General features: G+C 72.8%; 20 protein-coding genes. 11 read left to right on the top strand and 9 right to left on the bottom strand.

Features of this window, described 5'->3' with window-relative positions; genetic code table 11:
* Window positions 1-38: 38 nt before the first annotated feature.
* The 4 genes from CLT75_RS29490 to mca all read right to left on the bottom strand — a co-directional run bounded on the left by CLT75_RS29490 (window position 39) and on the right by mca (window position 4,973).
* On the bottom strand, window positions 39-935 hold the full coding sequence (locus CLT75_RS29490; RefSeq protein WP_135243397.1) for a hypothetical protein: 897 nt from the start codon (window positions 933-935) through the stop codon (window positions 39-41).
* 111 nt (window positions 936-1,046) lie between these two features.
* The gene (locus tag CLT75_RS29485) at window positions 1,047-3,542 is read right to left on the bottom strand and encodes a bifunctional diguanylate cyclase/phosphodiesterase (RefSeq protein WP_209310510.1); all 2,496 of its coding nucleotides are present in this window, start codon (window positions 3,540-3,542) and stop codon (window positions 1,047-1,049) included.
* 216 nt (window positions 3,543-3,758) lie between these two features.
* Window positions 3,759-4,043, bottom strand: coding sequence for a hypothetical protein (locus CLT75_RS29480; RefSeq protein WP_135243395.1), 285 nt, complete (start codon window positions 4,041-4,043; stop codon window positions 3,759-3,761).
* Between the two features lie 48 nt (window positions 4,044-4,091).
* Window positions 4,092-4,973 (bottom strand): mycothiol conjugate amidase Mca, encoded by an 882-nt coding sequence (gene mca, locus CLT75_RS29475; RefSeq protein ID WP_135243394.1) that lies wholly within the window; start codon window positions 4,971-4,973, stop codon window positions 4,092-4,094.
* 243 nt (window positions 4,974-5,216) lie between these two features.
* Between mca and CLT75_RS29470 the strand changes: the two genes are divergently transcribed.
* Window positions 5,217-5,651 (top strand): DUF4307 domain-containing protein, encoded by a 435-nt coding sequence (locus tag CLT75_RS29470; RefSeq protein ID WP_135243393.1) that lies wholly within the window; start codon window positions 5,217-5,219, stop codon window positions 5,649-5,651.
* Between the two features lie 145 nt (window positions 5,652-5,796).
* Window positions 5,797-6,297 (top strand): transcription elongation factor GreA, encoded by a 501-nt coding sequence (gene greA / locus CLT75_RS29465; protein ID WP_013284133.1) that lies wholly within the window; start codon window positions 5,797-5,799, stop codon window positions 6,295-6,297.
* A gap of 134 nt (window positions 6,298-6,431) precedes the next feature.
* Here greA and ilvA read toward each other — a convergent pair whose 3' ends face one another.
* From ilvA to CLT75_RS29445, 4 genes are read right to left on the bottom strand one after another with little or no spacing between them, the layout of a single operon-like run.
* Window positions 6,432-7,652: a threonine ammonia-lyase gene (gene ilvA, locus CLT75_RS29460; protein WP_135243392.1), complete on the bottom strand. Its 1,221-nt coding sequence runs from the start codon at window positions 7,650-7,652 to the stop codon at window positions 6,432-6,434.
* Window positions 7,649-8,533, bottom strand: a complete 885-nt coding sequence (locus tag CLT75_RS29455; protein WP_135243391.1) for a DUF4328 domain-containing protein — start codon at window positions 8,531-8,533, stop codon at window positions 7,649-7,651. The genes ilvA and CLT75_RS29455 overlap by 4 nt, the downstream gene beginning before the upstream one ends.
* A 50-nt stretch (window positions 8,534-8,583) precedes the next feature.
* Complete coding sequence (locus CLT75_RS29450; RefSeq protein WP_135243390.1) at window positions 8,584-9,996, bottom strand: amidase family protein; 1,413 nt, start codon at window positions 9,994-9,996, stop codon at window positions 8,584-8,586.
* A 15-nt stretch (window positions 9,997-10,011) separates the two neighbouring features.
* Entirely contained in the window at window positions 10,012-11,154 is a 1,143-nt protein-coding gene (locus CLT75_RS29445) for a cystathionine gamma-synthase (RefSeq protein ID WP_135243389.1), read from the bottom strand.
* A gap of 95 nt (window positions 11,155-11,249) precedes the next feature.
* Here CLT75_RS29445 and CLT75_RS29440 point away from each other — a divergent pair, with 95 nt between their 5' ends.
* The 4 genes from CLT75_RS29440 (at window position 11,250) to msrA (ending at window position 13,543) form a co-directional block, all read left to right on the top strand.
* Window positions 11,250-11,579 carry a hypothetical protein gene (locus CLT75_RS29440; RefSeq protein ID WP_486485296.1) on the top strand — a complete coding sequence of 110 codons (330 nt, stop codon included), beginning with the start codon at window positions 11,250-11,252 and terminating at the stop codon, window positions 11,577-11,579.
* Window positions 11,576-12,271, top strand: coding sequence for a nucleotidyl transferase AbiEii/AbiGii toxin family protein (locus CLT75_RS29435; protein ID WP_135243387.1), 696 nt, complete (start codon window positions 11,576-11,578; stop codon window positions 12,269-12,271). The genes CLT75_RS29440 and CLT75_RS29435 overlap by 4 nt, the downstream gene beginning before the upstream one ends.
* A 122-nt stretch (window positions 12,272-12,393) precedes the next feature.
* The gene (locus CLT75_RS29430) at window positions 12,394-12,807 is read left to right on the top strand and encodes an HIT family protein (protein ID WP_135243386.1); all 414 of its coding nucleotides are present in this window, start codon (window positions 12,394-12,396) and stop codon (window positions 12,805-12,807) included.
* A gap of 76 nt (window positions 12,808-12,883) precedes the next feature.
* Window positions 12,884-13,543: a peptide-methionine (S)-S-oxide reductase MsrA gene (msrA, locus tag CLT75_RS29425; protein ID WP_135243385.1), complete on the top strand. Its 660-nt coding sequence runs from the start codon at window positions 12,884-12,886 to the stop codon at window positions 13,541-13,543.
* A gap of 188 nt (window positions 13,544-13,731) precedes the next feature.
* Here the strand turns inward: msrA and CLT75_RS29420 are convergent, their stop codons facing one another.
* Window positions 13,732-14,199 (bottom strand): hypothetical protein, encoded by a 468-nt coding sequence (locus CLT75_RS29420; RefSeq protein WP_135243384.1) that lies wholly within the window; start codon window positions 14,197-14,199, stop codon window positions 13,732-13,734.
* Between the two features lie 205 nt (window positions 14,200-14,404).
* On the opposite strand from CLT75_RS29420, the gene CLT75_RS29415 reads away from it, so the two are divergent.
* The 5 genes from CLT75_RS29415 to CLT75_RS29395 all read left to right on the top strand — a co-directional run bounded on the left by CLT75_RS29415 (window position 14,405) and on the right by CLT75_RS29395 (window position 20,963).
* Window positions 14,405-16,195, top strand: coding sequence for an N-acetylglutaminylglutamine amidotransferase (locus CLT75_RS29415; RefSeq protein ID WP_135243383.1), 1,791 nt, complete (start codon window positions 14,405-14,407; stop codon window positions 16,193-16,195).
* Between the two features lie 2 nt (window positions 16,196-16,197).
* Window positions 16,198-18,036, top strand: a complete 1,839-nt coding sequence (gene ngg, locus CLT75_RS29410) for an N-acetylglutaminylglutamine synthetase (RefSeq protein ID WP_135243382.1) — start codon at window positions 16,198-16,200, stop codon at window positions 18,034-18,036.
* Window positions 18,033-19,217 carry an osmoprotectant NAGGN system M42 family peptidase gene (locus CLT75_RS29405; protein ID WP_135243381.1) on the top strand — a complete coding sequence of 395 codons (1,185 nt, stop codon included), beginning with the start codon at window positions 18,033-18,035 and terminating at the stop codon, window positions 19,215-19,217. The genes ngg and CLT75_RS29405 overlap by 4 nt, the downstream gene beginning before the upstream one ends.
* 310 nt (window positions 19,218-19,527) lie before the next feature.
* A complete protein-coding gene (locus tag CLT75_RS29400; protein ID WP_135243380.1) occupies window positions 19,528-20,457 on the top strand; it encodes a ribonuclease Z in 930 nt (309 codons plus the stop codon).
* Window positions 20,454-20,963, top strand: a complete 510-nt coding sequence (locus CLT75_RS29395; RefSeq protein WP_135243379.1) for a GNAT family N-acetyltransferase — start codon at window positions 20,454-20,456, stop codon at window positions 20,961-20,963. The genes CLT75_RS29400 and CLT75_RS29395 overlap by 4 nt, the downstream gene beginning before the upstream one ends.
* Window positions 20,964-20,973 lie beyond the last annotated feature (10 nt).

The following is a 20,973-nucleotide window of genomic DNA, read 5'->3' as shown; positions in this document are numbered from 1 at the left end:
GGCCGGGCCGGGACCGCCGCCCCGGCCCGGCCGGCGCCTCAACGAGTCAGGGTGAGCGTCGAGGTGTCCCGCACGGTGAACTCGTTCCAGTACTCGAAGTCGCGGACCAGGATCTCGCTGACCGCCTGGGCGGTGCCGCGCTGGAACTTGACGTCGGCCGGGTAGGTGGTGGCCGACCACGGCACCACCTGGCCCGGAACGCACGGGATGTGGGGTGAGAAGTAGCCACGCACCATGCCCGCCTTCTTCTGCTCCTGGACCAACTCGCCCGCGATGGAGAAGGAGTCCGCCCGGGTGCAGGTGATCGATCCGCGGACGGTGGCGATGCCCTTGTTGTCCACCGTCGCCACCGGGTCGACGGTCAGTGTGACGTCGAGTGCCGGCAGCGGCGGCGGGTTCCCGATGTGGATCTCGCCCCGCAGGCTGCCGGCCGCACCCTCACACCGGATCTCGAAGGTGGCGTCGAAGCGCTCGACGTAGTCGAACGGGCCCCAGTCGGCGTGCAGGACCGTGAACGAACCGGTGCTCTGCGCGCAGGACCGCCCCCAACCGCCGTTGTAGAGCTGCAGGCTGGCCGCGTCGCTCCCGTAGACCGGCTGGCTGACGTTCTGGTAGGTGTCACCCGCCTTCAGCGTCTGACCGGCCGGGGCGGAGATGCCCAGGCGCCAGGTGTTGTCGGTGTCGCTCCAGAACTCCATCCCGAAGTGCTGCTGCTCGCCGCCCCACGCGTTCATCTCGTCGCCGGGCGTCGGTGCCGCGGAGCTGTAGGAGTAGGAGTTGCCGGCGGTGATCGGATCACCCGGCTCGCCGGTGACGGCGAACGACCAGGACTCCGCCGGCCGGGCCTGCGCCGGCGCGGACATGACCAGGCCGGCGGCGCCGGTGGTCAGCGCCATGGTCGAGGCGAGCAGGATCCGTCGCCAGGAACGTCTCATCGTCGTCCTCCCCGTGTGGACGTCAGCGGGGGCGCCTGTCGCGCCCACCGTGCCAGCAGCGTAGGACCGGCCGGGCGTCCTCCGCTGCCCCGTCCACGGCGGACGGACGGGTCAGGAGGCGCCGTCCGCGCGCAGCGGGAACACGTTGCCGCGGGCGGCGTCGCGCAGCGATCCGAGCACCGCGGAGATCTTGTCGGCCGGCATCGGCTTGAAGAAGTGGTAGCCCTGGGCGGCGGTGCAGCCCAGCTCGGCCAGCGCGGTGCGCTGCTCGGCGGTCTCCACGCCCTCGGCCACCACCCGCAGCCCCAGCTCGTGGGCCAGCCCCACTGTGGTCCGGACGATCGCCGCCGCCTCCGGTGAGTCGGCCATCCGGAGCACGAACGAGCGGTCCACCTTCAACTCGTCCACCGCGATGCGGGTGAGGAACGTCAGCGACGAGAACCCGGTGCCGAAGTCGTCCACGGCGAGCTGCACGCCCATGCCCCGCAGCGTGGCCAGCACCTCGTCGATGACCTCCAGCTCGCTCATCACCACCGTCTCGGTGATCTCCAGGACCAGCCGGTGCGGCGGCACCTGGTGACGGCGCAGCGCCTCGTCGATCTCGGCGGGCAGCCGCGGGTCGAGCAGGCTGCGCGCGGACAGGTTCACCGAGATCGGGATGTCCAGCCCGTCCCGCGCCCACCCGGCGGCGACCGCCAGCGCCTTGTCCAGCACGTACCGGGTGAAGCTGCCGAGCTGCTCGCTGTTCTCCACCGGGCGGATGAAGTCGGCCGGGCCGAGCCAGCCCCGGCGCGGATGCCGCCACCGGATCAGCGCCTCCACCCCGGTCGGCGCGCCGGTCGCCAGGTCCACCGCCGGCTGCAACGCCAGCACCAGCTGGTCGTCGGCGGCCAGCGCCTCCCGCATCTCCGCGAGCAGCGCCAGGTGATCGGTGCTCGCCGCGTCGCGGGAGCTGTCGTACGCGGCGACGCTGCCGCCGCCCTCCTTCGCCTGGTACATGGCGATGTCGGCGCGCCGCAGCAGCTCGGTCAGGTCGGCCGCGCCCGCGTCGGCCACCACGACGCCCACCGCCACCTCGACGGACATCCGTACCCCGGCCACCTCGGTCGGCGCGGCGAGGCGCTCGGCGACCTCCCGGGCCTGGCGCAGCGCGTACGCCAGCGGAGCCGTCCGTTCCTCGACCAGCGGCACCGAGGTCAGCAGCAGCGCGAACTCGTCGCCGCCGAGGCGCCCGAGCAGGTCACCCGGCCGGGTCAGCGCGGCGAGCCGGTTGGAGGTGAGCCGCAGCAGCTGGTCGCCCGCCGAATGCCCGAGCGTGTCGTTGACCTCCTTGAACTGGTTCACGTCGAGCAGCAGCAGGGCCACCGGGTGGTCGTGGGCGCGCTGCCGCAGCGCCTGGTCCCCCTTGGCCAGCAGGGCCGCCCGGTTGAGCAGCCCGGTGAGCTGGTCGTGCACCGCGTCGTACGACGAGCGGGCGGTGACCAGCCGCAGCTCCCGGTGCGTGGCGGCGTCGTGCAGGGCGGCGGCCAGCGCGTCCCCGAAGGCCGCCACGCCGTCGCGTTCCCGGGCGCTCGGCGGGGCGGACCGGGCGAAGCGCACCCGCAGGCGGCCGACGTCGGCGGATCCCACCGCGAGGCGGCGCACCAGTTCGTGCTCCCCCGCGTCGGCGCCGGCCGACGGCTCCACCTCACGGTCGCGTACCTGCCCGCCGCGGTCGGCCCGGTAGCGGCGCCAGCGGCCCTCGCCCCGGGCCACGTCGACCTCGACCAGTTCCGCGCCGAACAGGGTGAGCGCGCCGGTCACCGCAGCGGTCGCCACGCCGCGCTCGTCGAGCTGGTTGAGTGCGGCGGTGGCCTCGGCGAACGCCCGCCACGTACGCCGCTCCTGGTCGGCGCGGAGCCGGTGGCGGTACGTCTGCTGGAGCAGCCAGAGCGGCGGCGGCAGGAGCAGCAGCCAGCGCGCGTCGAGTTCGAGCAACGCGACGACCACCAGGCCGACCGCCACGTTGCCGACGAACATGAGCAGCTTGCCGCGCAGCGCGGCGAGCAGCGGCGGACCGATCGCGATGCCGTGCCGCAGGGCGAGCGTGACCGCGCCCAGGAAGGCGGTGGTGAGCAGGTACGCGACCGCGGCGGCGGTGAGCGTGAGCGCCAGCTCCGGCGTGGGCGCGGCGAGCAGCGGCGGGCCGAGCGCGGTGGCCACGGCGGCGGCGAGCGCGGTGGCGGCGGTGAGCGAACCGGCGATCCCCACCAGTTCCAGCGCGGGACGACGGTCGGAGACCAGCGACATCACGGTCCAGGCGGTGCCCACGCCCAGCAGGGCGGCAGCCGGGAGCCAGCCGGCAGGCACCAGCCAGAGGCAGACCACGAGCGCGGCCTCGCCCCAGGTGATGCTCACCATGCCCGAGGCGGTACGGAAGCGCAGCCGGGCGAGCTGGGCCACCGCGAACGCGACAACGGCGATGCCGAACCGCGCCGCACCGGGCAGCGAGTCGTCGGGCGGCAGGTGCGACGGAACGGTGAGGCCCAGCACGGCGGCGAGCAGACCGGTCAGCGCGACCGCGACGGTGAGCAGGACGACGCCCACCGGTGTCCCGCGCAGGCCGATCCGGTCCGGGGAACGGTCGGCCGGCTCGGTGGTCACGGGGCCGCCCCGTCGACGCGTCGGGCCGGGGCATGGTCGGGGGCCGGTGCTGCCATCGACATCGGCGTCCCCCTTCCGCGCAGGGTCCGGGGCCTGACGGTCCCCCCGGCGGAAGGCTAAGCCAAAGCCGGTGGTCGCAACAGGGGGCGACGACCGGCTTCGACGTGATTCACGCGGTGTTCAGCTGTTCCGACCCTGCTGGGAGCCGGTGGGGGCGTTCGTCGGTGAATCCTGCTCGACGAGCCCGTCTGTCGGATCGGCGACTGCGGAATCGGCCCGGCCCGGGGTGCCCTGCTGCGGGAAGCGGTCGGGCAGCCGGCGCAGCCGGGCGTTCATGTTGCGGATCAGCAGGACGGTGACGGTGGCCAGCGCGACGATGAGGAACAGGCCCATCGGACCGGCCAGACCACCCGTACGGGTGTCACCGAAGTTGTTCTGCGCGAGCACCTCGACGGTGGTCAGCATGGTGTTCCTCCGATGTGCGACTGAGCACCAGGGTAGACCCCGGCCGGGTCAGTGGGCACGGCACGCCTCTCGTACGCCGGCGAACAGGTCGGACTCGGGCAGCGGGCTGTCGACCAGCGAGCGGGCGAGTTGGAAGTCCTCCGTCGGCCAGGCGCGCTTCTGCAGCTCCATCGGCACCTGGAACCAGAAGCCGTCCGGGTCGATCTGGGTGGCGTGCGCGCGCAGCGCGTCGTCGCGGACCGGGAAGTAGTCGGCGCACTCGACCCGGGTGGTGATCCGGGCGCCCTTGTCGGGGCGCTCGTCCCAGCGCTTCATCCACTCGCCGTACGGCGACTCGAGCCCGGCGGCGAGCACCGCCTCGTGCAGGCTCATGATCTTGGCGCGGGAGAAGCCCACGTCGTAGTAGAGCTTCAGCGGCTGCCACGGCTCGCCCAGCTCGGGGTGGCGGTCCGGGTCACCGGCCGCGTCGAACGCCGCCACGGTGACCTTGTGGGTCATGATGTGGTCGGGGTGCGGGTAGCCGCCCTCCTCGTCGTACGTGGTGACGACGTGCGGGCGGAACTGCCGCATCAGGCGCACCAGCGGCGCGGCGGCGACGTCCACGTCCTGGAGGGCGAAGCAGCCCTCCGGCAGCGGCGGCAGCGGGTCGCCCTCGGGCAGCCCGGAGTCGACGAAGCCCAGCCACGCCTGCTCGACGCCGAGGATGGCTCGGGCGGCGTCCATCTCGGCCCGCCGGATGTCACCGATGTTCGCCCAGACGTCGGGGCGGTCCATCTTGGGGTTGAGCACACTGCCCCGCTCGCCACCGGTGGCGGTGACGACCAGGACGTCCACCCCCTCGGCGACGTATTTCGCCATGGTGGCGGCGCCCTTGCTCGACTCGTCGTCGGGATGGGCGTGCACCGCCATGAGACGCAGCTGTTCTGCCACCTTCGGCGCTCCTCGTCTGTGCCCGCCGACCGGCCCCCGGGCCGACCGGCTGACCTGCCGGAATCTCCCCCCGCGCCCGCGAAAGCCCCCGTGACGGCCGGTCGAGGGCCGCCACCGGAGTGGCCAGGGCCACGCCCGCCGGTCCAGGCCGACCTGCCATCCTTGACTCAGCGCCGGGCTGGGAAGATGGACCTAGCCATTCTTGCCGATGCCGCCGACAACAACGCCAGGAGATACCCGCCGGTGAGCGAGACGCACGCCACAGTCGCCGCGAAGGCGCCGGACTTCCCGCCGGGCCGCTACGGCCGCCGCCGGGAGCCGGGGCGCCGCCGGCCGGTCCTGCTCGCCCTGACGGTGACGGTCATGCTCGCCGTCCTCGGGCTGGGCGCGGCAAAGCTCTACTACCAGTACGGCGACCCGGAGTACCAGGGCGAGATGATCAGCTACTCCGACATCACCGACTCCCGGGTGATCGTCGACTTCCGGGTCACCGTGCCGCCGGGCGGCTCCGCCACCTGTCTGCTGCGGGCCCGCTCCCATGACGGGGCCCAGGTGGGCAGCGCCGAGGCCACCGTGACCGCGGAGCCCGGCCAGCGCCACATCCGGACCCGGCAGGAGGTGCCCACGAGCGCCCGGCCGTTCATCGGCGAGGTCCTGCGCTGCCGGCCCGCCGGCTGAGCCGGCCCGCCGGCGAGTCGCCGGCCACCGCACCCCGGTCCCGCCGCCGGCACCCGGGGTGATTGATCACACCTCGACGCGACCCGCACTGGTAGCCTTGCAAGTTCACCTGTCAGCCAGTCCGCACCAATCGAGGAGACCGCCTGTGTCCACAAATGGAAACGAGGCGCCCGCCACCTGGCTGTCCCAGGACGCCTACGACCGTCTGCAGGCCGAGCTCGACGAGCTGATCGCCAACCGACCGGTCATCGCCGCCGAGATCAACGCCCGGCGCGAGGAGGGCGACCTGCGGGAGAACGGCGGCTACCACGCCGCCCGCGAGGAGCAGGGCAAGGCCGAGGGCCGCATTCTCTACCTCAAGGAGCTGCTGCGCACCGCCAAGGTCGGCGAGGCGCCGGACACCGACGCGGTCTCGCCGGGCATGGTGGTGAAGATCTACTTCGACGACGACGCCGACGACAGCGAGACCTTCCTGCTCGGCTCCCGGGAGATCGCCTCCACCACAGACCTCACGGTCTACAGCCCCGAGTCCGCGCTTGGCAAGGCCATCCTCGGCGGCAAGGCGGGGCAGACCTGCACCTACACGGCGCCCAGCGGCGCCGATATCAAGGTGACCATCGTCTCCTTCGAGCCGTACAGCGGCTGACCCCTCCGGACCCGCGCCGGATGGCTCGGGTCCCGAACCCGACCGAGGCTGACAGGCCCTCCTCGGACCCGAGCCGCACACCCGAACGCCCCGACCGGATCATCCGGCCGGGGCGTTCGCGTTCCGCCGAGGGCTCAGCCCTCGCCGGTGAAGACCACCTGGTAGCCGCTGGCCCGCAGCGCGCTGATCAGCGTGTCCGAGTGCTCCACCCCGCGGGTCTCCACGGACAGGGCCACCTCCACCTCGCCGAGGCGCAGGTGCGGGTTGGCGCGCTGGTGCACCACGTCCACCACGTTGGCCCGGTGCTCGGCGATCTCGCCGAGCAGGGAGGCGAGCTGACCGGGCCGGTCCGTGCAGCGCACGGTGATCCGCAGGAACCGCCCCGCCGCCGCCAGGCCGTGCTCGATCACCCGGAGCATCAGCAGCGGGTCGATGTTGCCGCCGGAGAGCACCGCGACGACCGGCGCGGTCACCTCCACGACGCCGGCCAGCAGCGCGGCCACACCGACCGCACCGGCCGGCTCGACGACCTGCTTGCCGCGTTCCAGCAGCATCAGCAGCGCCCGCGAGATGTCCTCCTCGGATACCGTGACCACGTCGTCGACCAGCTTGCGGACATGGGTGAAGGTCAGCTCGCCCGGACGGCCCACGGCGATGCCGTCGGCGATCGTCGCGAACGAGGGCAGCCGCAGCGGCTCGCCGGCCCGCAGCGAGGGCGGGAAGGCGGCGGCGCTCGCCGCCTGGACCCCGATCACGCGTACGTCGGGACGCAGCGCCTTGGCCGCCACCGCCATGCCGGAGACGAGCCCACCGCCGCCCACCCCGGTCACGATGGTGCGTACCTCCGGGCACTGTTCCAGGATCTCCAGCGCCACGGTGCCCTGCCCGGCGATCACGTCCGCGTGGTCGAACGGGTGGATGAACACCGCTCCGGTCCGCTCGGCGAACGTCTGCGCCGCGACGAGCGACTCGTCCACCGTGTTGCCGACCAGCTCGATCTGCGCGCCGTACCCCTTCGTCGCGGCGACCTTCGGCAGCGGCGCGTTCACCGGCATGAAGACGGTGGCGTGCGCGCCGACCAGCCCGGCGGCGAGCGCCACGCCCTGGGCGTGGTTGCCGGCGCTCGCCGCGACCACGCCGCGGGCCCGCTCCTCGGCCGAGAGCCGGGAGATCCGCACGTACGCGCCGCGCACCTTGTACGACCCGGCGCGCTGGAGGTTCTCGCACTTGAGCCAGACCGGCCCGCCGAGCGCGGCGCTGAGCGGCCGCGACGGCTCCAGCGGGGTGGTACGGGTGACACCGGCGAGCAGTTCCCGCGCGGCCTGTACGTCGGCGAGGCCGACCAGTTCCGTCATGCCCCGATCGTGCCACCCGGGGTGGGCGGAACCTGCGGCGACGTCGGCGCAACCGGCATCGGCGCGGCGGGCGCGGGCCAGCCCGGTTGGCCGGGCCAGACCGGCTGCCCCGGCCACACGGACACGGCCCGCGCGAGCCGGTCCTGCTGGGCGGCGGAGATCCGGCGGATCAGCACGACGAACGCGATCCCGGCGACCAGGCAGGCCACCGCCGGCACCAGCCGGGGTGCGAGCGCGTCCTCGTAGAAGCGCACGTACGTGGCGAACTCCGCGTCGTTGCGGGGCAGCTCGGTCAGCCGGTCGTAGCGCTGCTGCTCGGCCCGCGCGACGAACCGGTCACCGATCAGGAACACCAGCCAGCTCGCCCACCACACCCCCACCAGCCACGACTGGCGGCGCTGCCACACGCTGTTGCGAAGCAGGTCGGCGAGCACCCGGGCCGGTACGACGAGGTTGGCCAGCGGCACCAGCCACCCGGCGATGGCCCACGCCGGGCTCAGGTTCGGCACCGCGCCCGGGAACGCGTCCAGGTTCTTGCGCGCCCGCCAGGTCCAGATCACCACGAGCGTCCCGGCGGTCAGCAGGGCGAGCAGGTAGGGCAGCGAGAACAGCACCTCGGCCAGCACCGCGCCGAGCAGCACGTCCCGGTCGAGCTGCTCGGCGGCCGAGCGGGCCATCTGCACACCTACGAGCGGGAACAGGGCGGTGAGCAGGTAGCACAGGGTGGCGGCACCGACCGAGAACGCGCCGGCCACGGCCAGGCCGCGCACGCCGTACGTGGGCACGCCGGGGCTCACGGCCGGCTGACCGACTCGGGTGCCGCAGCGCCGGCACTCCTCGAAGGCCGGGGACGTGGGGTCCCCGCAGGTCTGGCAGTTCATCGGGACCGTCCGAGATGGTGTGCGCGACAGGGTGCGCACACGCTAGACGATCACGCGGTGGCCGGCGACCCCGTTCCGACGCGCGGGTAGCCGGGGGCGTGCCGGGCCCACGGCGCCTGCATCTCGAACTGGCCGGCCACCCCGAGCAGCAGCAGTTCCGAGCCGGGCGGACCGACGAACTGCACGCCCACCGGCAGGCCGTCCGGGCGGCGGCCGACCGGCACCACGATCGACGGCAGCCCGGCGATGTTCCACGGCGCCGCGTACGGGGCGTACCTGATGTTGGTCGACATGTTCGCCAGCCAGGAGCGGCCGGACCAGCCGGCGGCCTCCGGCGGCGGCCCGGCCAGCGCCGGGGTGAGCAGCAGGTCGATCGAGTTGTCCGCGAAGAAGTGCACCGACCGTTCGCGCCAGGCGGCCCGGTCGGCCTCCCGCACGTACCCCCGGCGCTGCGCCCACTCGCCGAGCGTGACGTGCCGGCGGCTGCGGCGCTGGAGCCGGCGCGGCGCCACCCCGGCGGCGCGCACGTCGGCGGCGGCCGCCGCGAACCAGGTGGCGATGCCCTGGAGGCCGAGCCGGGTCGGGTAGACCGGGTCGGCGGGCACGGTGTCGTGACCGGCCGCGGCCAGCAGCCGGCCGGCGGCGGCGACCGCGTCCCGGTTCGGCGCGTCCGGCGAGACGCCACGCACCGGCGAGCGCAGCGAGACGCCCACCCGCAGCCGCTCCGGCGGGACCAGCTTGTCCGGCCGGCGGCCGGCCAGCACCGAGAAACCCACCACCGCGTCGGCGACGGTGCTGGTCAGCATGCCGTGCTCGGTGAGGCCGAACCAGTCGTCCGCGCCGAGCTGGCAGGGCACCACGCCCCGGCCAGGCTTGAGCCCGACCAGGCCGCAGCAGGCCGCCGGGATGCGGATCGACCCGAGGCCGTCGTTGCCGTGGGCCATCGGCACCAGCCCGGCGGCCACCGCGGCGGCCGCGCCGCCGGACGAGCCACCGGGGGTACGCGCCGGATCCCACGGGTTGCGGGTGACAGCGGTGTCGTCGTCGGTGAGGGCCCACAGGCCCAGCTCCGGCATCCGCGTGACACCGAGGATCACCGCGCCCGCGCCGCGCAGCCGCCGGACCACCTCGTGGTCGGCCTCCGCCACCGGCGTACGCATCGCGGCCGACCCGTTCCAGGTGGGCAGGCCGGCCACCGGCGTGTTCTCCTTGACCGCCACCGGCACCCCGGCGAGCGGCAGGTTCGCCAGTTCCTCCTGCTCGTCGACCTTCTCCGCCTCGGTGATCGCCTCACCGCCGCGTACCGCGCGGAACGCGCCCAGCTCGGGATCCACCCGGGCGACGTGATCCAGGTGGTCGGCGACGACCTGGGTGGCGGAGACGTCGCCACGGCGTACCGCCCGGGCGATCTGTTTCGCGGTCGTCCCGACCCAGGTCGTCGGCAAGATGTCCGGCACTGCCACCCTCCCAACCAGCGGTCAGCCCAGGGCCTGCTCCAGATCGGCGAGCAGGTCGTCGACCGTCTCGATGCCGACAGACAGTCGCACGAGATCGCCGGGAACTTCAAGCGGCGAGCCCGCAGCGCTTGCGTGTGTCATCCGGCCGGGGTGCTCGATCAGGGACTCGACGCCGCCCAGCGACTCGGCGAGCACGAACAACCGGGCCCGGTTGCAGATCTGGACGGCGTGCTCCTCACCGCCCGCCGCGCGGAACGAGATCATGCCGCCGAACCGGCGCATCTGCTTGGCTGCCACCTCGTGGCCGGGGTGCGAGGGCAGGCCCGGGTAGACGACCTGGGCGACCTTGGCGTGTCCGTCCAGGTAGGCCGCGATCCGCTCGGCGTTGTCGCAGTGCCGGTCCATCCGTACCCCGAGGGTCTTGATGCCGCGCAGGGTGAGCCAGGCGTCGAACGGCCCGTTGACCGCGCCCATCGCGTTCTGGTGGTAGCGCAGCTCCTCGCCGAGCGTGCGGTCCGCCGCGACGAGCGCGCCGCCGACCACGTCGGAGTGCCCGCCGACGTACTTGGTGGTGGAGTGCACCACCACGTCCGCGCCGAACGCGATCGGCTGCTGCAGGTACGGCGAGGCGAACGTGTTGTCGACGACCAGCAGCGCGCCGGCGCCGTGCGCCACCGCGGCGAGCGCGGCGATGTCGGCGATGCCGAGCAGCGGGTTGGTCGGCGTCTCCACCCAGACGATCCTGGTGGCGCCCGGGCGGATCGCCGCCCGCACGGCGTCCGGGTCGGAGACCTTCGCCGGGGTGTACGCGAGGCCCCAGCGCTCGGCCACCTTGGCGAACAGCCGGTACGTGCCGCCGTACGCGTCGTCCGGGATCACCACGTGGTCGCCCGGCTTGCAGACGGTCCGCAGCAGCGTGTCCTCGGCGGCCAGGCCGCTGGCGAAGGCGAGCGCCACCGGGCCGCCCTCCAGCGCGGCCAGGCACTCCTGGAGCGCGTCCCGGGTGGGGTTGCCGGAGCGGCTGTACTCGTAGCCCTCACGGGGCGCGCCGACGGCGTCCTGGGCGTACGTGCTGGTCTGGTAGATCGGCGGGATCACCGCACCGGTGCGGGCCTCCGGGTCCTGACCGGCGTGGATGGCGAGTGTCTCGAAGCCGTGGCTCATGCCGCAGACGTTAGCCCCCCGCCCGCTCGCGCTCTCGGTAACCCGGCGCGAGTCACAACCGCGAAGGTGTCGGGGTGGTCGGCCATACTGGTCCGGTGAGTACGACCGAGGCGCTCCCCTCCCGCCTGCACGGCGTCGCCGACCGGATCCCGGCCTCGCTGGGTCTCCTGAGCGGCCCCCGGTCGGGGCGGGTCAGTCTGCCCGTGCGTCTTGCCTGGTCGGGCCCCGGCGACTACGACGTGGGTGACCCGGGTGAGCGGCTGACCCTCTACTGCCTCCTGCTTGACTGCGGCCAGCGGGACGACATCATCAGGTACGTCGACGCTGCGCTGCTCCGCCAGGACTGGCCTCGTATTCGACGGTTGACAGCGCGCCGGGTGATCCAGTTGTGGGAGCGGCGCCTGCCCGACCTCGTCCCGGCGTGATCGACGCGCTGCACCGCCGCCTGCTGAAGATCGGTTTCACCGCTGGTGACGACCTGGGACTGATGCTCGCCGGCGGCTATGCCATGTGCGCCCACGAACTGGTCGACCGGCCTTCCCTGGACATCGACTTCGCTACGGCCGCCGCGATGCCACTCAGTGCCGTGGCGGACCGGCTCGCCGCCGCCTACGTCGCGGCCGGGTTCTCCGCTCGGATCATCGAGGCGACGCCGCGCATGGCTCGCCTGCTGATCTCGGACGACGTCTCGTCATGCGAGGTCGACCTACTCAAGGAGGCGCTCGCGCCGCCCGCCCGCATGGCGCTGGGCCCGGTGCTGGCCTTCGAGGACGCAGTCGGGCTGAAGGTCCGCGCGTTGCACGACCGCGCCGCGCACCGGGACTACATCGACGTCCGCGCAGCCTCTGAGCGGCTCACCTGGTCGGAGCTGGAGCGCCTCGGCGCCCGGCACACCGCCGCCTTCTCGCTCGACGAGCTGGCCGACCGATTGGGTGGCGTCCTGGAGCGGGACAGCCGGACCTTCCGTTCGTACGGGCTCACCGAGCAGCAGGTCGACGAGTTGCGCGGATGGGCGCTTCGGTGGGAGGCGGACATCCGGGCACGCCTCGCCAACGGCGAGACCGGCCCGCCCGGCATCCCCGACGACGACTGGGACGCCTACGTCGACCGCGCCTGACCCACTGCCGACTTCTCGTCGATCATGAGGTTGACGGCGGTCGCGGCCCGATTTGTCGCCGCCAACCTCATGATCACGCTCGCCCGGAGGTGGGGTGACCTGGTGGGGCCTAGGGTGAGCTCGTGAGCGGGTGTGTGTTCTGCGGGATCGTGGCGGGCGAGGTGCCCGCGTTCCGGGTGACCGACGAGCCGGACGGGGTCGCGTTCCTCGACACCCGGCCGGTGTTCAAGGGCCACGTGCTCGTGGTGCCCCGCACCCACCTGGTCACCCTGTCCGACCTGCCGGCCGACGCGCTGCCCGGCTACTTCCGGTTGGTGCAGCGGATCGCCGTGGCGGTGGAGACCGGCCTGGGCTCCGGTGGGACGTTCGTGGCGATGAACAACCGGGTGTCCCAGTCCGTACCGCACCTGCACACCCACGTGGTGCCCCGCACCAAGGGCGACGGGCTGCGCGGCTTCTTCTGGCCGCGTACGCGTTACGCCGACGACGCCGAGGCGACGGAGTTCGCCGGGCGGATCTCGGCGGCACTGGCCTGACGCCGGCGTGGGCGGGTAAGGAACCGGGGGGCGACGCTGTTGCACACGCTGGGAAAGCCAAGAGAGGAGTCCCACCGTGTTCCTCCGCCGCATGAAGGCCGAGATGATCTCTCCTGACCAGGCCCTGCCGGGCCGCCCGATCGCGATGCCGATCGCCGACCGGCACGAGGTGCTTCCGTCCTCGCTGAAGGGCCCGTTCCCCGAGGGCGCGCAGGTCGCCGTCTTCGGCATGGGCTGCTTCTGGGGCGCCGAGCGGCTGTTCTGGACCCTCCCCGGCGTGATCACCACGTCCGCCGGTTACGCGGGCGGGTACACCACCAACCCGACGTACGAGGAGGTCTGCTCGGGCATGACCGGGCACGCCGAGGTGGTCCAGGTGGTCTACGACCCGTCGAAGATCGCCTACGAGGACCTGCTCAAGGTCTTCTGGGAGAACCACGACCCGACCCAGGGCATGCGCCAGGGCAACGACGTGGGCACCCAGTACCGCTCGGCGATCTACACCACGACCGACGAGCAGCTCGCCGCCGCCAAGGCGTCGCGGGACGCGTTCGCGCCGATCGTGGCCCGGGCCGGCAAGGGTGAGATCACCACCGAGATCACCCCACTCGGCGACTACTACTTCGCCGAGGACTACCACCAGCAGTACCTGGCGCCGACCAAGAACCCGAACGGCTACTGCAACCACGGGCCGAACGGGCTGAGCTGCCCGGTCGGCGTGGCCCGCACCGCGTAGCCAGACGGAGCACTGCCCCATTCGGGCCCTCGCCCCTCAGGGACGGGGGCCCGACGCACTGCGGTCAATCGGTGGCTCTGGGATGGCGTGTTGGCCGCGCCAGCCCTTCGCCGCGTCATTGGTGGCGAACCGCAGGGCGTACCCGCCGGGCCGGGGTGGCGGGGCGGCGCGGTCGCTGCGCTTCGCGCTCACTCGTCGGCCGGGCGCGTGACCGGCCCGAAGTCGTCGGCGCTGGGCGCGGCCAGGATCCGATGCAGATCGGGATCGGCGTGCACCTCAGCGGTGTGCCGCCATTCGGTGAGCAGCTGGGACACCGCCGCCGTGCTGCCGACAGCCGCTGCGGCCTCGGCCGTGGCGATGAACTCGTCGGTCATCTGCTCGACGTCCCCCTGCGGCAGGAACCGCATCCAGGGCAGGACGGTCGGAAGCGTCTCACGGACCAGGGCAGGCTCTCGCCGTGCCAGGCCGGCCAGCAGCCGCGCGGTCAGGTCGACCACCTCCCCCTCGGCCTCAGCCCGCTCGGCGGACATCAGCACCAGGTCGGCGGCGTCGCGACGACGGAGCCGCAGCGCCCGGGTACGGGCCAGCCGTTCCGCGGTTTCCGTCGGCTGGCGCAGCAGCTCGGAGAACGGCACCGATTCCAAGGGCATCGACATGACATCAATACTACTTCAGAAGTAGTGCGCTGCGGCATTCCTCACACCCTTGCGGGTGCCGAATCCCGACATCGGGTGGAGTGAGGCAGGAACCGAAGGCATGACAGGCAACCACCCTGCGTGACGGCGCATCGTAGCAAGCTGTCACACGTTCGTCATCGTCTCAACAGGCGAACTGCAACAAGCTCTGGCAGCATTGGCTCGTATGTGCGGACTTGCGGGAGAGTTCCGCCGTGACGGTTCACGCGCCGACGTCTCGGCCGTGGAGCGGATGGCGGCCACGATGAGTGACCGAGGGCCCGACGACAGCGGCATCTGGTCGCAGGGCCCGACCGCGCTGGGACACCGGCGCCTGAAGATCATCGACCTGTCCGCGGCGAGCGGCCAACCCATCGTGGACGCCGCCGCCGGGCTCACCGGTGTCTTCAACGGCTGCATCTACAACTACCGGGAACTGCGCGCCGAGCTGCAGGCCAAGGGCCACCGGTTCTTCTCGTCCGGCGACAGCGAGGTCGTGATCAAGGCGTACGCCGAGTGGGGGCTCGACTTCGTCGACCACCTGATCGGCATGTTCGCGGTGGCGATCAGCGAGCGCGACACCGGCCGCCTGGTGCTGGCCCGGGACCGCCTCGGCATCAAGCCGCTCTACCTGGCCGAGAGCCCCGGTGTGGTGCGGTTCGCCTCGACCCTGCCGGCGCTGCTCGCCGGTGGCGGCATCGACACCACCATCGACCGGGTGGCGCTTGCCCACTACCTGAGCTTCCACAGCATCGTGCCGCCGCCGCGCACCATCCTGGCCGGCGTCACCAAGCTGCCGCCGGCCACGGTCCGGGTGTACGAGGCGGACGGCTCCACTCACGAGCGGGTCTACTGGGATCCGTCCTTCGGCCGCGCCGCCGAGCGGGCCGGCTGGTCCGAGCGGGACTGGCAGGACGCGCTGCTCGACTCGCTGACCACCGCCGTACGCCGCCGCATGGTGGCCGACGTGCCGGTGGGCGTGCTGCTCTCCGGCGGCCTCGACTCCAGCCTGGTGGTCGCGCTGCTCGCCGGCGAGGGGCAGGCGCAGTCCGGCCTGGCCACGTTCTCCATCGGCTTCGACGCGGTGGGTGGCCGGGAGGGCGACGAGTTCGTCTACTCCGACCTGGTGGCGAAGACGTTCGGCACCGACCACCACCAGATCCGGGTGCCCACCGGCGACCTGCTGCCGCCGCTGGAGGCCGCCGTCGCGGCCATGAGCGAGCCCATGGTCAGCCACGACTGCGTGGCGTTCTGGCTGCTCAGCCAGGAGGTCGCGAAGCACGTCAAGGTGGTGCAGTCGGGCCAGGGCGCGGACGAGATCCTGGGCGGCTACCACTGGTACCCGCCGCTCGCCGGGGTGGACCGGGAGCAGGCGCTCGAGACGTACGCGAAGGCGTTCTTCGACCGCGACGCGGCCGGACTGGCCCGGGTGCTCAACCCGGCGTGGCTGGCCGACGGCGACCCGGCGCGGGAGTTCGTCGCCGCGCACCTGGGCCGAGCGGGCGCGCAGACCGCCGTCGACGCCGGCCTGCGGATCGACACCCAGGTCATGCTGACCGACGACCCGGTGAAGCGGGTCGACAACATGACCATGGCGCACGGGCTGGAGGCCCGCGTGCCGTTCCTCGACCACGAGTTCGTCGAGCTGGCCGCGAGCTGCCCGCCGGAGCTGAAGCTGGCTCAGGGCGGCAAGGGCGTACTCAAGGAGATCGGACGCCGAGTCCTGCCGCACGAGGTCATCGACCGGCCCAAGGGCTACTTCCCGGTGCCCGGACTCACCCACCTGGAGGGCAAGCTCCTCGACCGGGTACGCGACGCGCTCACCGCGCCCGAGGCGCGCCGTCGCGACCTGTTCCGCGCCGACTACGTCGACGCGCTGCTCGCCGACCCGAATGCCGAACTGACCCCGTTGAACGGAAACAAGCTGTGGCAACTGGGACTCCTGGAAATGTGGCTCCAGAGCCACGGAATCGACTGACCGTGACGGACACCCTCGCCACCGGAACGGCACGTACCGACCGGGAACGGGTGCTGGGGCGCCGCCGGGAACGCATCGGCCCCGGCGGTGACCCGGTCGCACCGGGTACGCCGGAGCCGCGGCAGCCGGAGACCGCGTCCACCGACGCCTCGGGCGTGGTGCTGGACTGCGGCTGGGGCCGGCTGGTGTTCGGGCAGACGTTCGACGACCAGGTGCACGTGGCCGACGTGCTGCGCTCCGAGGCGGTCGGCGCCCGGGACATCTGCATCTACCTGCGCGACCCGCATGTGCTGGTGTCCCGGCTGCCGGACGAGCTGTTCATCGATCCGTCACTGACGTACCGGCTGCCGCTGGGCGAGAAACGGCCCGCCGCCACCGAGGGCGGCGAGGTGCCCGGGCTGACCGTCCGGCCGCTGCGCGACGCCGCCGACGCCGAGGCGGTGAACCGGATCTACGCGCGCAACGGCATGGTCACCGCACCGGTCGAGGTGCTCGTGGACAACGCCGGCACGGACCGGTTCCTGCACCTGGTGGCCGAGGACACCACGGGTGAGGTGGTCGGCACCATCACCGGCGTGGACCACGTCGCGGTCTTCGGCGACCCGGAGAACGGCGCCAGCCTGTGGTGCCTCACAGTCGACTTCAACACCGCCCCGCCCGGCACAGGGCAGGCGCTGCTCACCGCGCTCGCCGACCGGCTCGACGAGCGCGGCCGGGCGTTCGTGGACCTGTCCGTGCTGGCCGAGAACTCGGGCGCGATCCGACTGTACGAGCGCCTCGGCTTCCACCGCACCGGCACGCTCTGCGTGAAGCGGAAGAACCCGATCAACGAGCGCCTGTTCCTGCCCGCCATGCCCGAGGGATACGACGAGCTGAACCCGTACGCGAAGATCGTCGCGGACGAGGCGATGCGCCGCGGCATCCGGGTCGAGGTGACCGACCCGCACTGGGGTGAGCTGAAGCTGACCACCGGCGGCCGGACCATCCACACCCGCGAGTCGCTGTCGGAGCTGACCTCGGCGGTGGCGATGAGCCGCTGCGACGACAAGCGGGTGACCCGGCGGATTCTCACCGAGGCGGGGCTGTCGGTGCCGCGCGGGCGAACCGCCACCGGCGAGCCCGACGACGTGGCGTTCCTGAACGACGTGGGCCCGGTGGTGGTCAAGCCGGCGCGCGGCGAGCAGGGCAACGGCATCACCGTCGGCGTGCGTACGCCGGAGGCCCTGACCGCGGCCGTCGAGCTGGCCCGCCGGTTCTGCCCGGACGTGCTGATCGAGGAACTGCGCGCGGGCGAGGACCTGCGGGTGGTGGTGATCGACCACGAGGTGGTCGCCGCCGCGGTGCGCCGGCCGGCGCAGATCACCGGCGACGGCGTGCACGACATCACCGAGCTGATCGAGCGGCAGAGCCGGCGCCGGGCGGCAGCCACCGGTGGCGAGTCCCGCATCCCGGTCGACGACATGACCCGCGAGGTGGTGGCGGAGGCCGGGTACCGGATGCACGACGTGCTCCCGGAGGGCGAGGTGCTGGCGGTCCGGCGGACGGCCAACCTGCACACCGGTGGCACGATCCACGACGTGACAGCCGAGCTGCACCCGGCGATCGCCGACGCGTGCGTCACCGCGAGCCGGGCGCTGGACATCCCGGTCACCGGGCTGGACCTGCTGGTTCCCGCCCCGGACCGGCCGGAACACGTGTTCATCGAGGCGAACGAGCGGCCCGGACTGGCCAACCACGAGCCGCAGCCGACCGCCGAGCGCTTCGTCGACCTGCTCTTCCCGGGTACCCGGGCACCGCAGCGACTCTGGTCGCCGGCCGGTGCGGCAGGCTCTGGGGCATGACCGCACGCAAACCCCAACCGCTCAAGCTCGACCTCGACTACCTCCGCCAGGTGCTGGTGGAACTGCTGGAGATCCCCAGCCCGTCGGGGCGCACCGACCACATCCAGCAGTACGTGGGCGAGCGGCTCTCCGCGATCGGGATCAGCTCCACGCTGACCCGTCGCGGGGCGCTGAGCGCCTGTCTGCCCGGCCCCCGGTCGACCGGCGCCGACCGGGCCGTGGTGGTGCACACCGACACCATCGGCGGCATGGTGAAGCGGCTCAAGGAGAACGGCCGGCTGGAGGTCAACCCGATCGGTACGCACAGCGCCCGCTTCGCCGAGGGCGCCCACGTGCGGATCTTCACCGACGACCTGGAGCGGGTCGTCACCGGCCAGGTGCTGCCGCTGAAGGCGAGCGGCCACCGCTACAACGAGGCGGTCGACCTCCAGGGCGTCGGCTGGGAACTGGTCGAGGTGCGGGTGGACGAGCCGGTGCACGACGAGGCCGGGCTGCGGGCGCTCGGCATCGACGCCGGGGACTTCGTCGCGTTCCTGCCCAACCCGGCCATCACCCCGAACGGGTACGTCAAGTCGCGGCACCTGGACGACAAGGCGGGCGTGGCGGCGGTGCTGACCGCGTTCAAGGCGATGGTCGACGCCGGTGTCACCCCGGCGGTCACCGCGCACCTGCTGGTCACCGTCACCGAGGAGATCGGCCACGGCGCGAGCCACGGGCTGGACCCGGACGTCGCGGAGATCGTCTCGGTGGACGCGGCTGTGGTCGCGCCGGGCCAGCAGTCCCGGGAGACAGCCGCCACGCTGGCGATGGGCGACGGGGTCGGCCCGTTCGACTACCACCTGACCCGCAACCTCGCCTCGATCGCCAAGGAGCACGGCGTCGACCTGGTCCGGGACGTGTTCGACTACTACCGCTCGGACGTGGCCGCCGCGGTCGAGGCCGGGGCGCACGCCCGGGTGGCGCTGCTCGGGTTCGGCGTGGACGCCACCCACGGCCACGAGCGCACCCACCTCGACGGCCTGCACCAGCTCACCCAGCTGCTCTGCCTCTACCTCCAGAGCCCGCTGGTCTTCCCGGAGTGGGACGCCGAGCCGGAGGGCGACCTGGCCGACTTCCCGTCGCTGGCCGTGCAGCCGGCGAACGAGGACGGCCCGCGCGAGGGCCCGATCGGCCTGGACTGACCGGGGCCTGTGATCGAAATCCGTTGCCGCGGCCGTCGCGAAGTGGATAGCGTGGCGGTACACGGGAAAGGAGGTGGTCCAGACTTGTATAGCAATCGGACTCGTGAGGTGGCTGTCCGCTAGCCGCTGTCCTCGACAGTGAAATCTCGCCCGCCGCGAGGCGGGCACCTGCAGGATCGTCGAGACCGTGTGGCAGCGGTGCGGCGAAACCACGACAGCCACCCGACCCCCGGGGTGCCGGCCCAGTCCAGCCGGCCCGCGCGCGAGCGCGGAAGCCCCGGGGGTCGCTTTTTGCCTTCCGGAGGATGCCGTGTCCATGCGTGAGCTGGTGGTGCTCGGTACGGCCAGCCAGGCCCCGACCCGGCAACGCAACCACAACGGCTACCTGCTGCGCTGGGACGACGAGGTGATCCTCTTCGACCCGGGCGAGGGCAGCCAGCGGCAGATGCTGCACACCGGGGTCACCGCCACCGACCTGACCCGGATCTGCGTCACCCACTTCCACGGCGACCACTGCCTCGGCCTGCCCGGCATGATCCAGCGGCTCTCGCTGGACCGCGTACCGCGCCCGGTGGCGGTGCACTTCCCGGCCGGCGGTGCCGAGTACTTCGCCCGGCTACGCCACGCGTCGAGCTTCTACGAAACCGCCGAACTGGCCGTCGAGCCGATCGGGGCCGACGGGCAGCGGATCACGCTGGGCGTCGGCACGCTGGAGGCCCGCCGGCTGCGGCACCCGATCGAGACGTACGGGTACCGCCTGGTCGAGCCGGACGGCTGCCGGATGCTGCCGGAGCGGCTGGCCGCGTACGGCATCGCCGGTCCGGACGTGGGGCGACTGCTGCGCGACGGGCACCTGGACCGCGACGGGCGCCGCGTGACCCGGGACGAGGTGAGCGTGACCCGGCCGGGGCAGCGGTTCGCGTTCGTGATGGACACCGGGCTCTGCGACGGCGTGTACGCGCTGGCCGAGCACGCCGACCTGCTGGTGATCGAGTCGACGTTCCTGGAGTCGGAGGCGGCGCTCGCCGCCGAGGTCGGGCACCTCACCGCCGGCCAGGCCGCGCGGGTGGCGGCCGAGTCGGGGGTACGGACGCTCGTGCTCACCCATTTCTCCCAGCGGTACGCCGACCCGCGCCGCTTCCACGACGAGGCCCGGGAGCACTTCACCGGTGATCTGGTGATCGCCGAGGATCTCCAGACGGTGCAGGTGCCGCCCCGGCGGGTACCGTCGCCCGGGTGACGATCTCCCTACGTTCCGCGACCGAGGCCGACCTGATGGCGGTCGGCGCCCTGCACCAGCGTTCACGGACGGCGGCGTACTCGTCGTTCCTGCCGCCCGAGGCGCTGGCCGACCCGACGCCCGAGGCGATGGGCCGCTACTGGGTGGAGCGGCTGACCTGGGAGGGCGCCGACCACCGGATGACGGTGGCCGAGCGGGACGGGCGGCTGGTGGGCTTCAGCTACCTCGGGCCGGACGACGAGGGCGACCCGGCGACCGGGCTGCTCAACGCGATCCACCTGGAGCCGTCCGAGCGGGGCCGGGGCACCGGCCGGGCGCTGATGGTGGACGCGCTCGACGCGATGCGGGCCCGGGGATGGACGCGCGCGGTGCTGTGGGTGCTGCGGGACAACGCCGTCGCGCGCGGGTTCTACGAGCGCGGCGGCTGGGTCTTCACCGGGCTTCAGCGGGACGAGCACATCGGCTCGGCGCTGGTGCCCCAACTGCGGTACGGCCGCGAGCTGTGAGCGGGGCGGG

It is taken from the genome of Micromonospora sp. CNZ285 (genome assembly GCF_004637285.1).
This window is presented reverse-complemented; position numbering and strand designations above follow the sequence as displayed.

Excerpts from the sequence above, each read along its gene's own strand:
- CLT75_RS29490 (WP_135243397.1), bottom strand. The coding sequence starts at position 935 with ATGAGACGTTCCTGGCGACGGATCCTGCTCGCCTCGACCATGGCGCTG.
- CLT75_RS29480 (WP_135243395.1), bottom strand. The coding sequence starts at position 4,043 with ATGCTGACCACCGTCGAGGTGCTCGCGCAGAACAACTTCGGTGACACC.
- ilvA (WP_135243392.1), bottom strand. The coding sequence starts at position 7,652 with ATGACGGAACTGGTCGGCCTCGCCGACGTACAGGCCGCGCGGGAACTG.
- CLT75_RS29455 (WP_135243391.1), bottom strand. The coding sequence starts at position 8,533 with ATGAACTGCCAGACCTGCGGGGACCCCACGTCCCCGGCCTTCGAGGAG.
- CLT75_RS29445 (WP_135243389.1), bottom strand. The coding sequence starts at position 11,154 with ATGAGCCACGGCTTCGAGACACTCGCCATCCACGCCGGTCAGGACCCG.
- CLT75_RS29420 (WP_135243384.1), bottom strand. The coding sequence starts at position 14,199 with ATGTCGATGCCCTTGGAATCGGTGCCGTTCTCCGAGCTGCTGCGCCAG.
- CLT75_RS29415 (WP_135243383.1), top strand. The coding sequence starts at position 14,405 with ATGTGCGGACTTGCGGGAGAGTTCCGCCGTGACGGTTCACGCGCCGAC.
- CLT75_RS29405 (WP_135243381.1), top strand. The coding sequence starts at position 18,033 with ATGACCGCACGCAAACCCCAACCGCTCAAGCTCGACCTCGACTACCTC.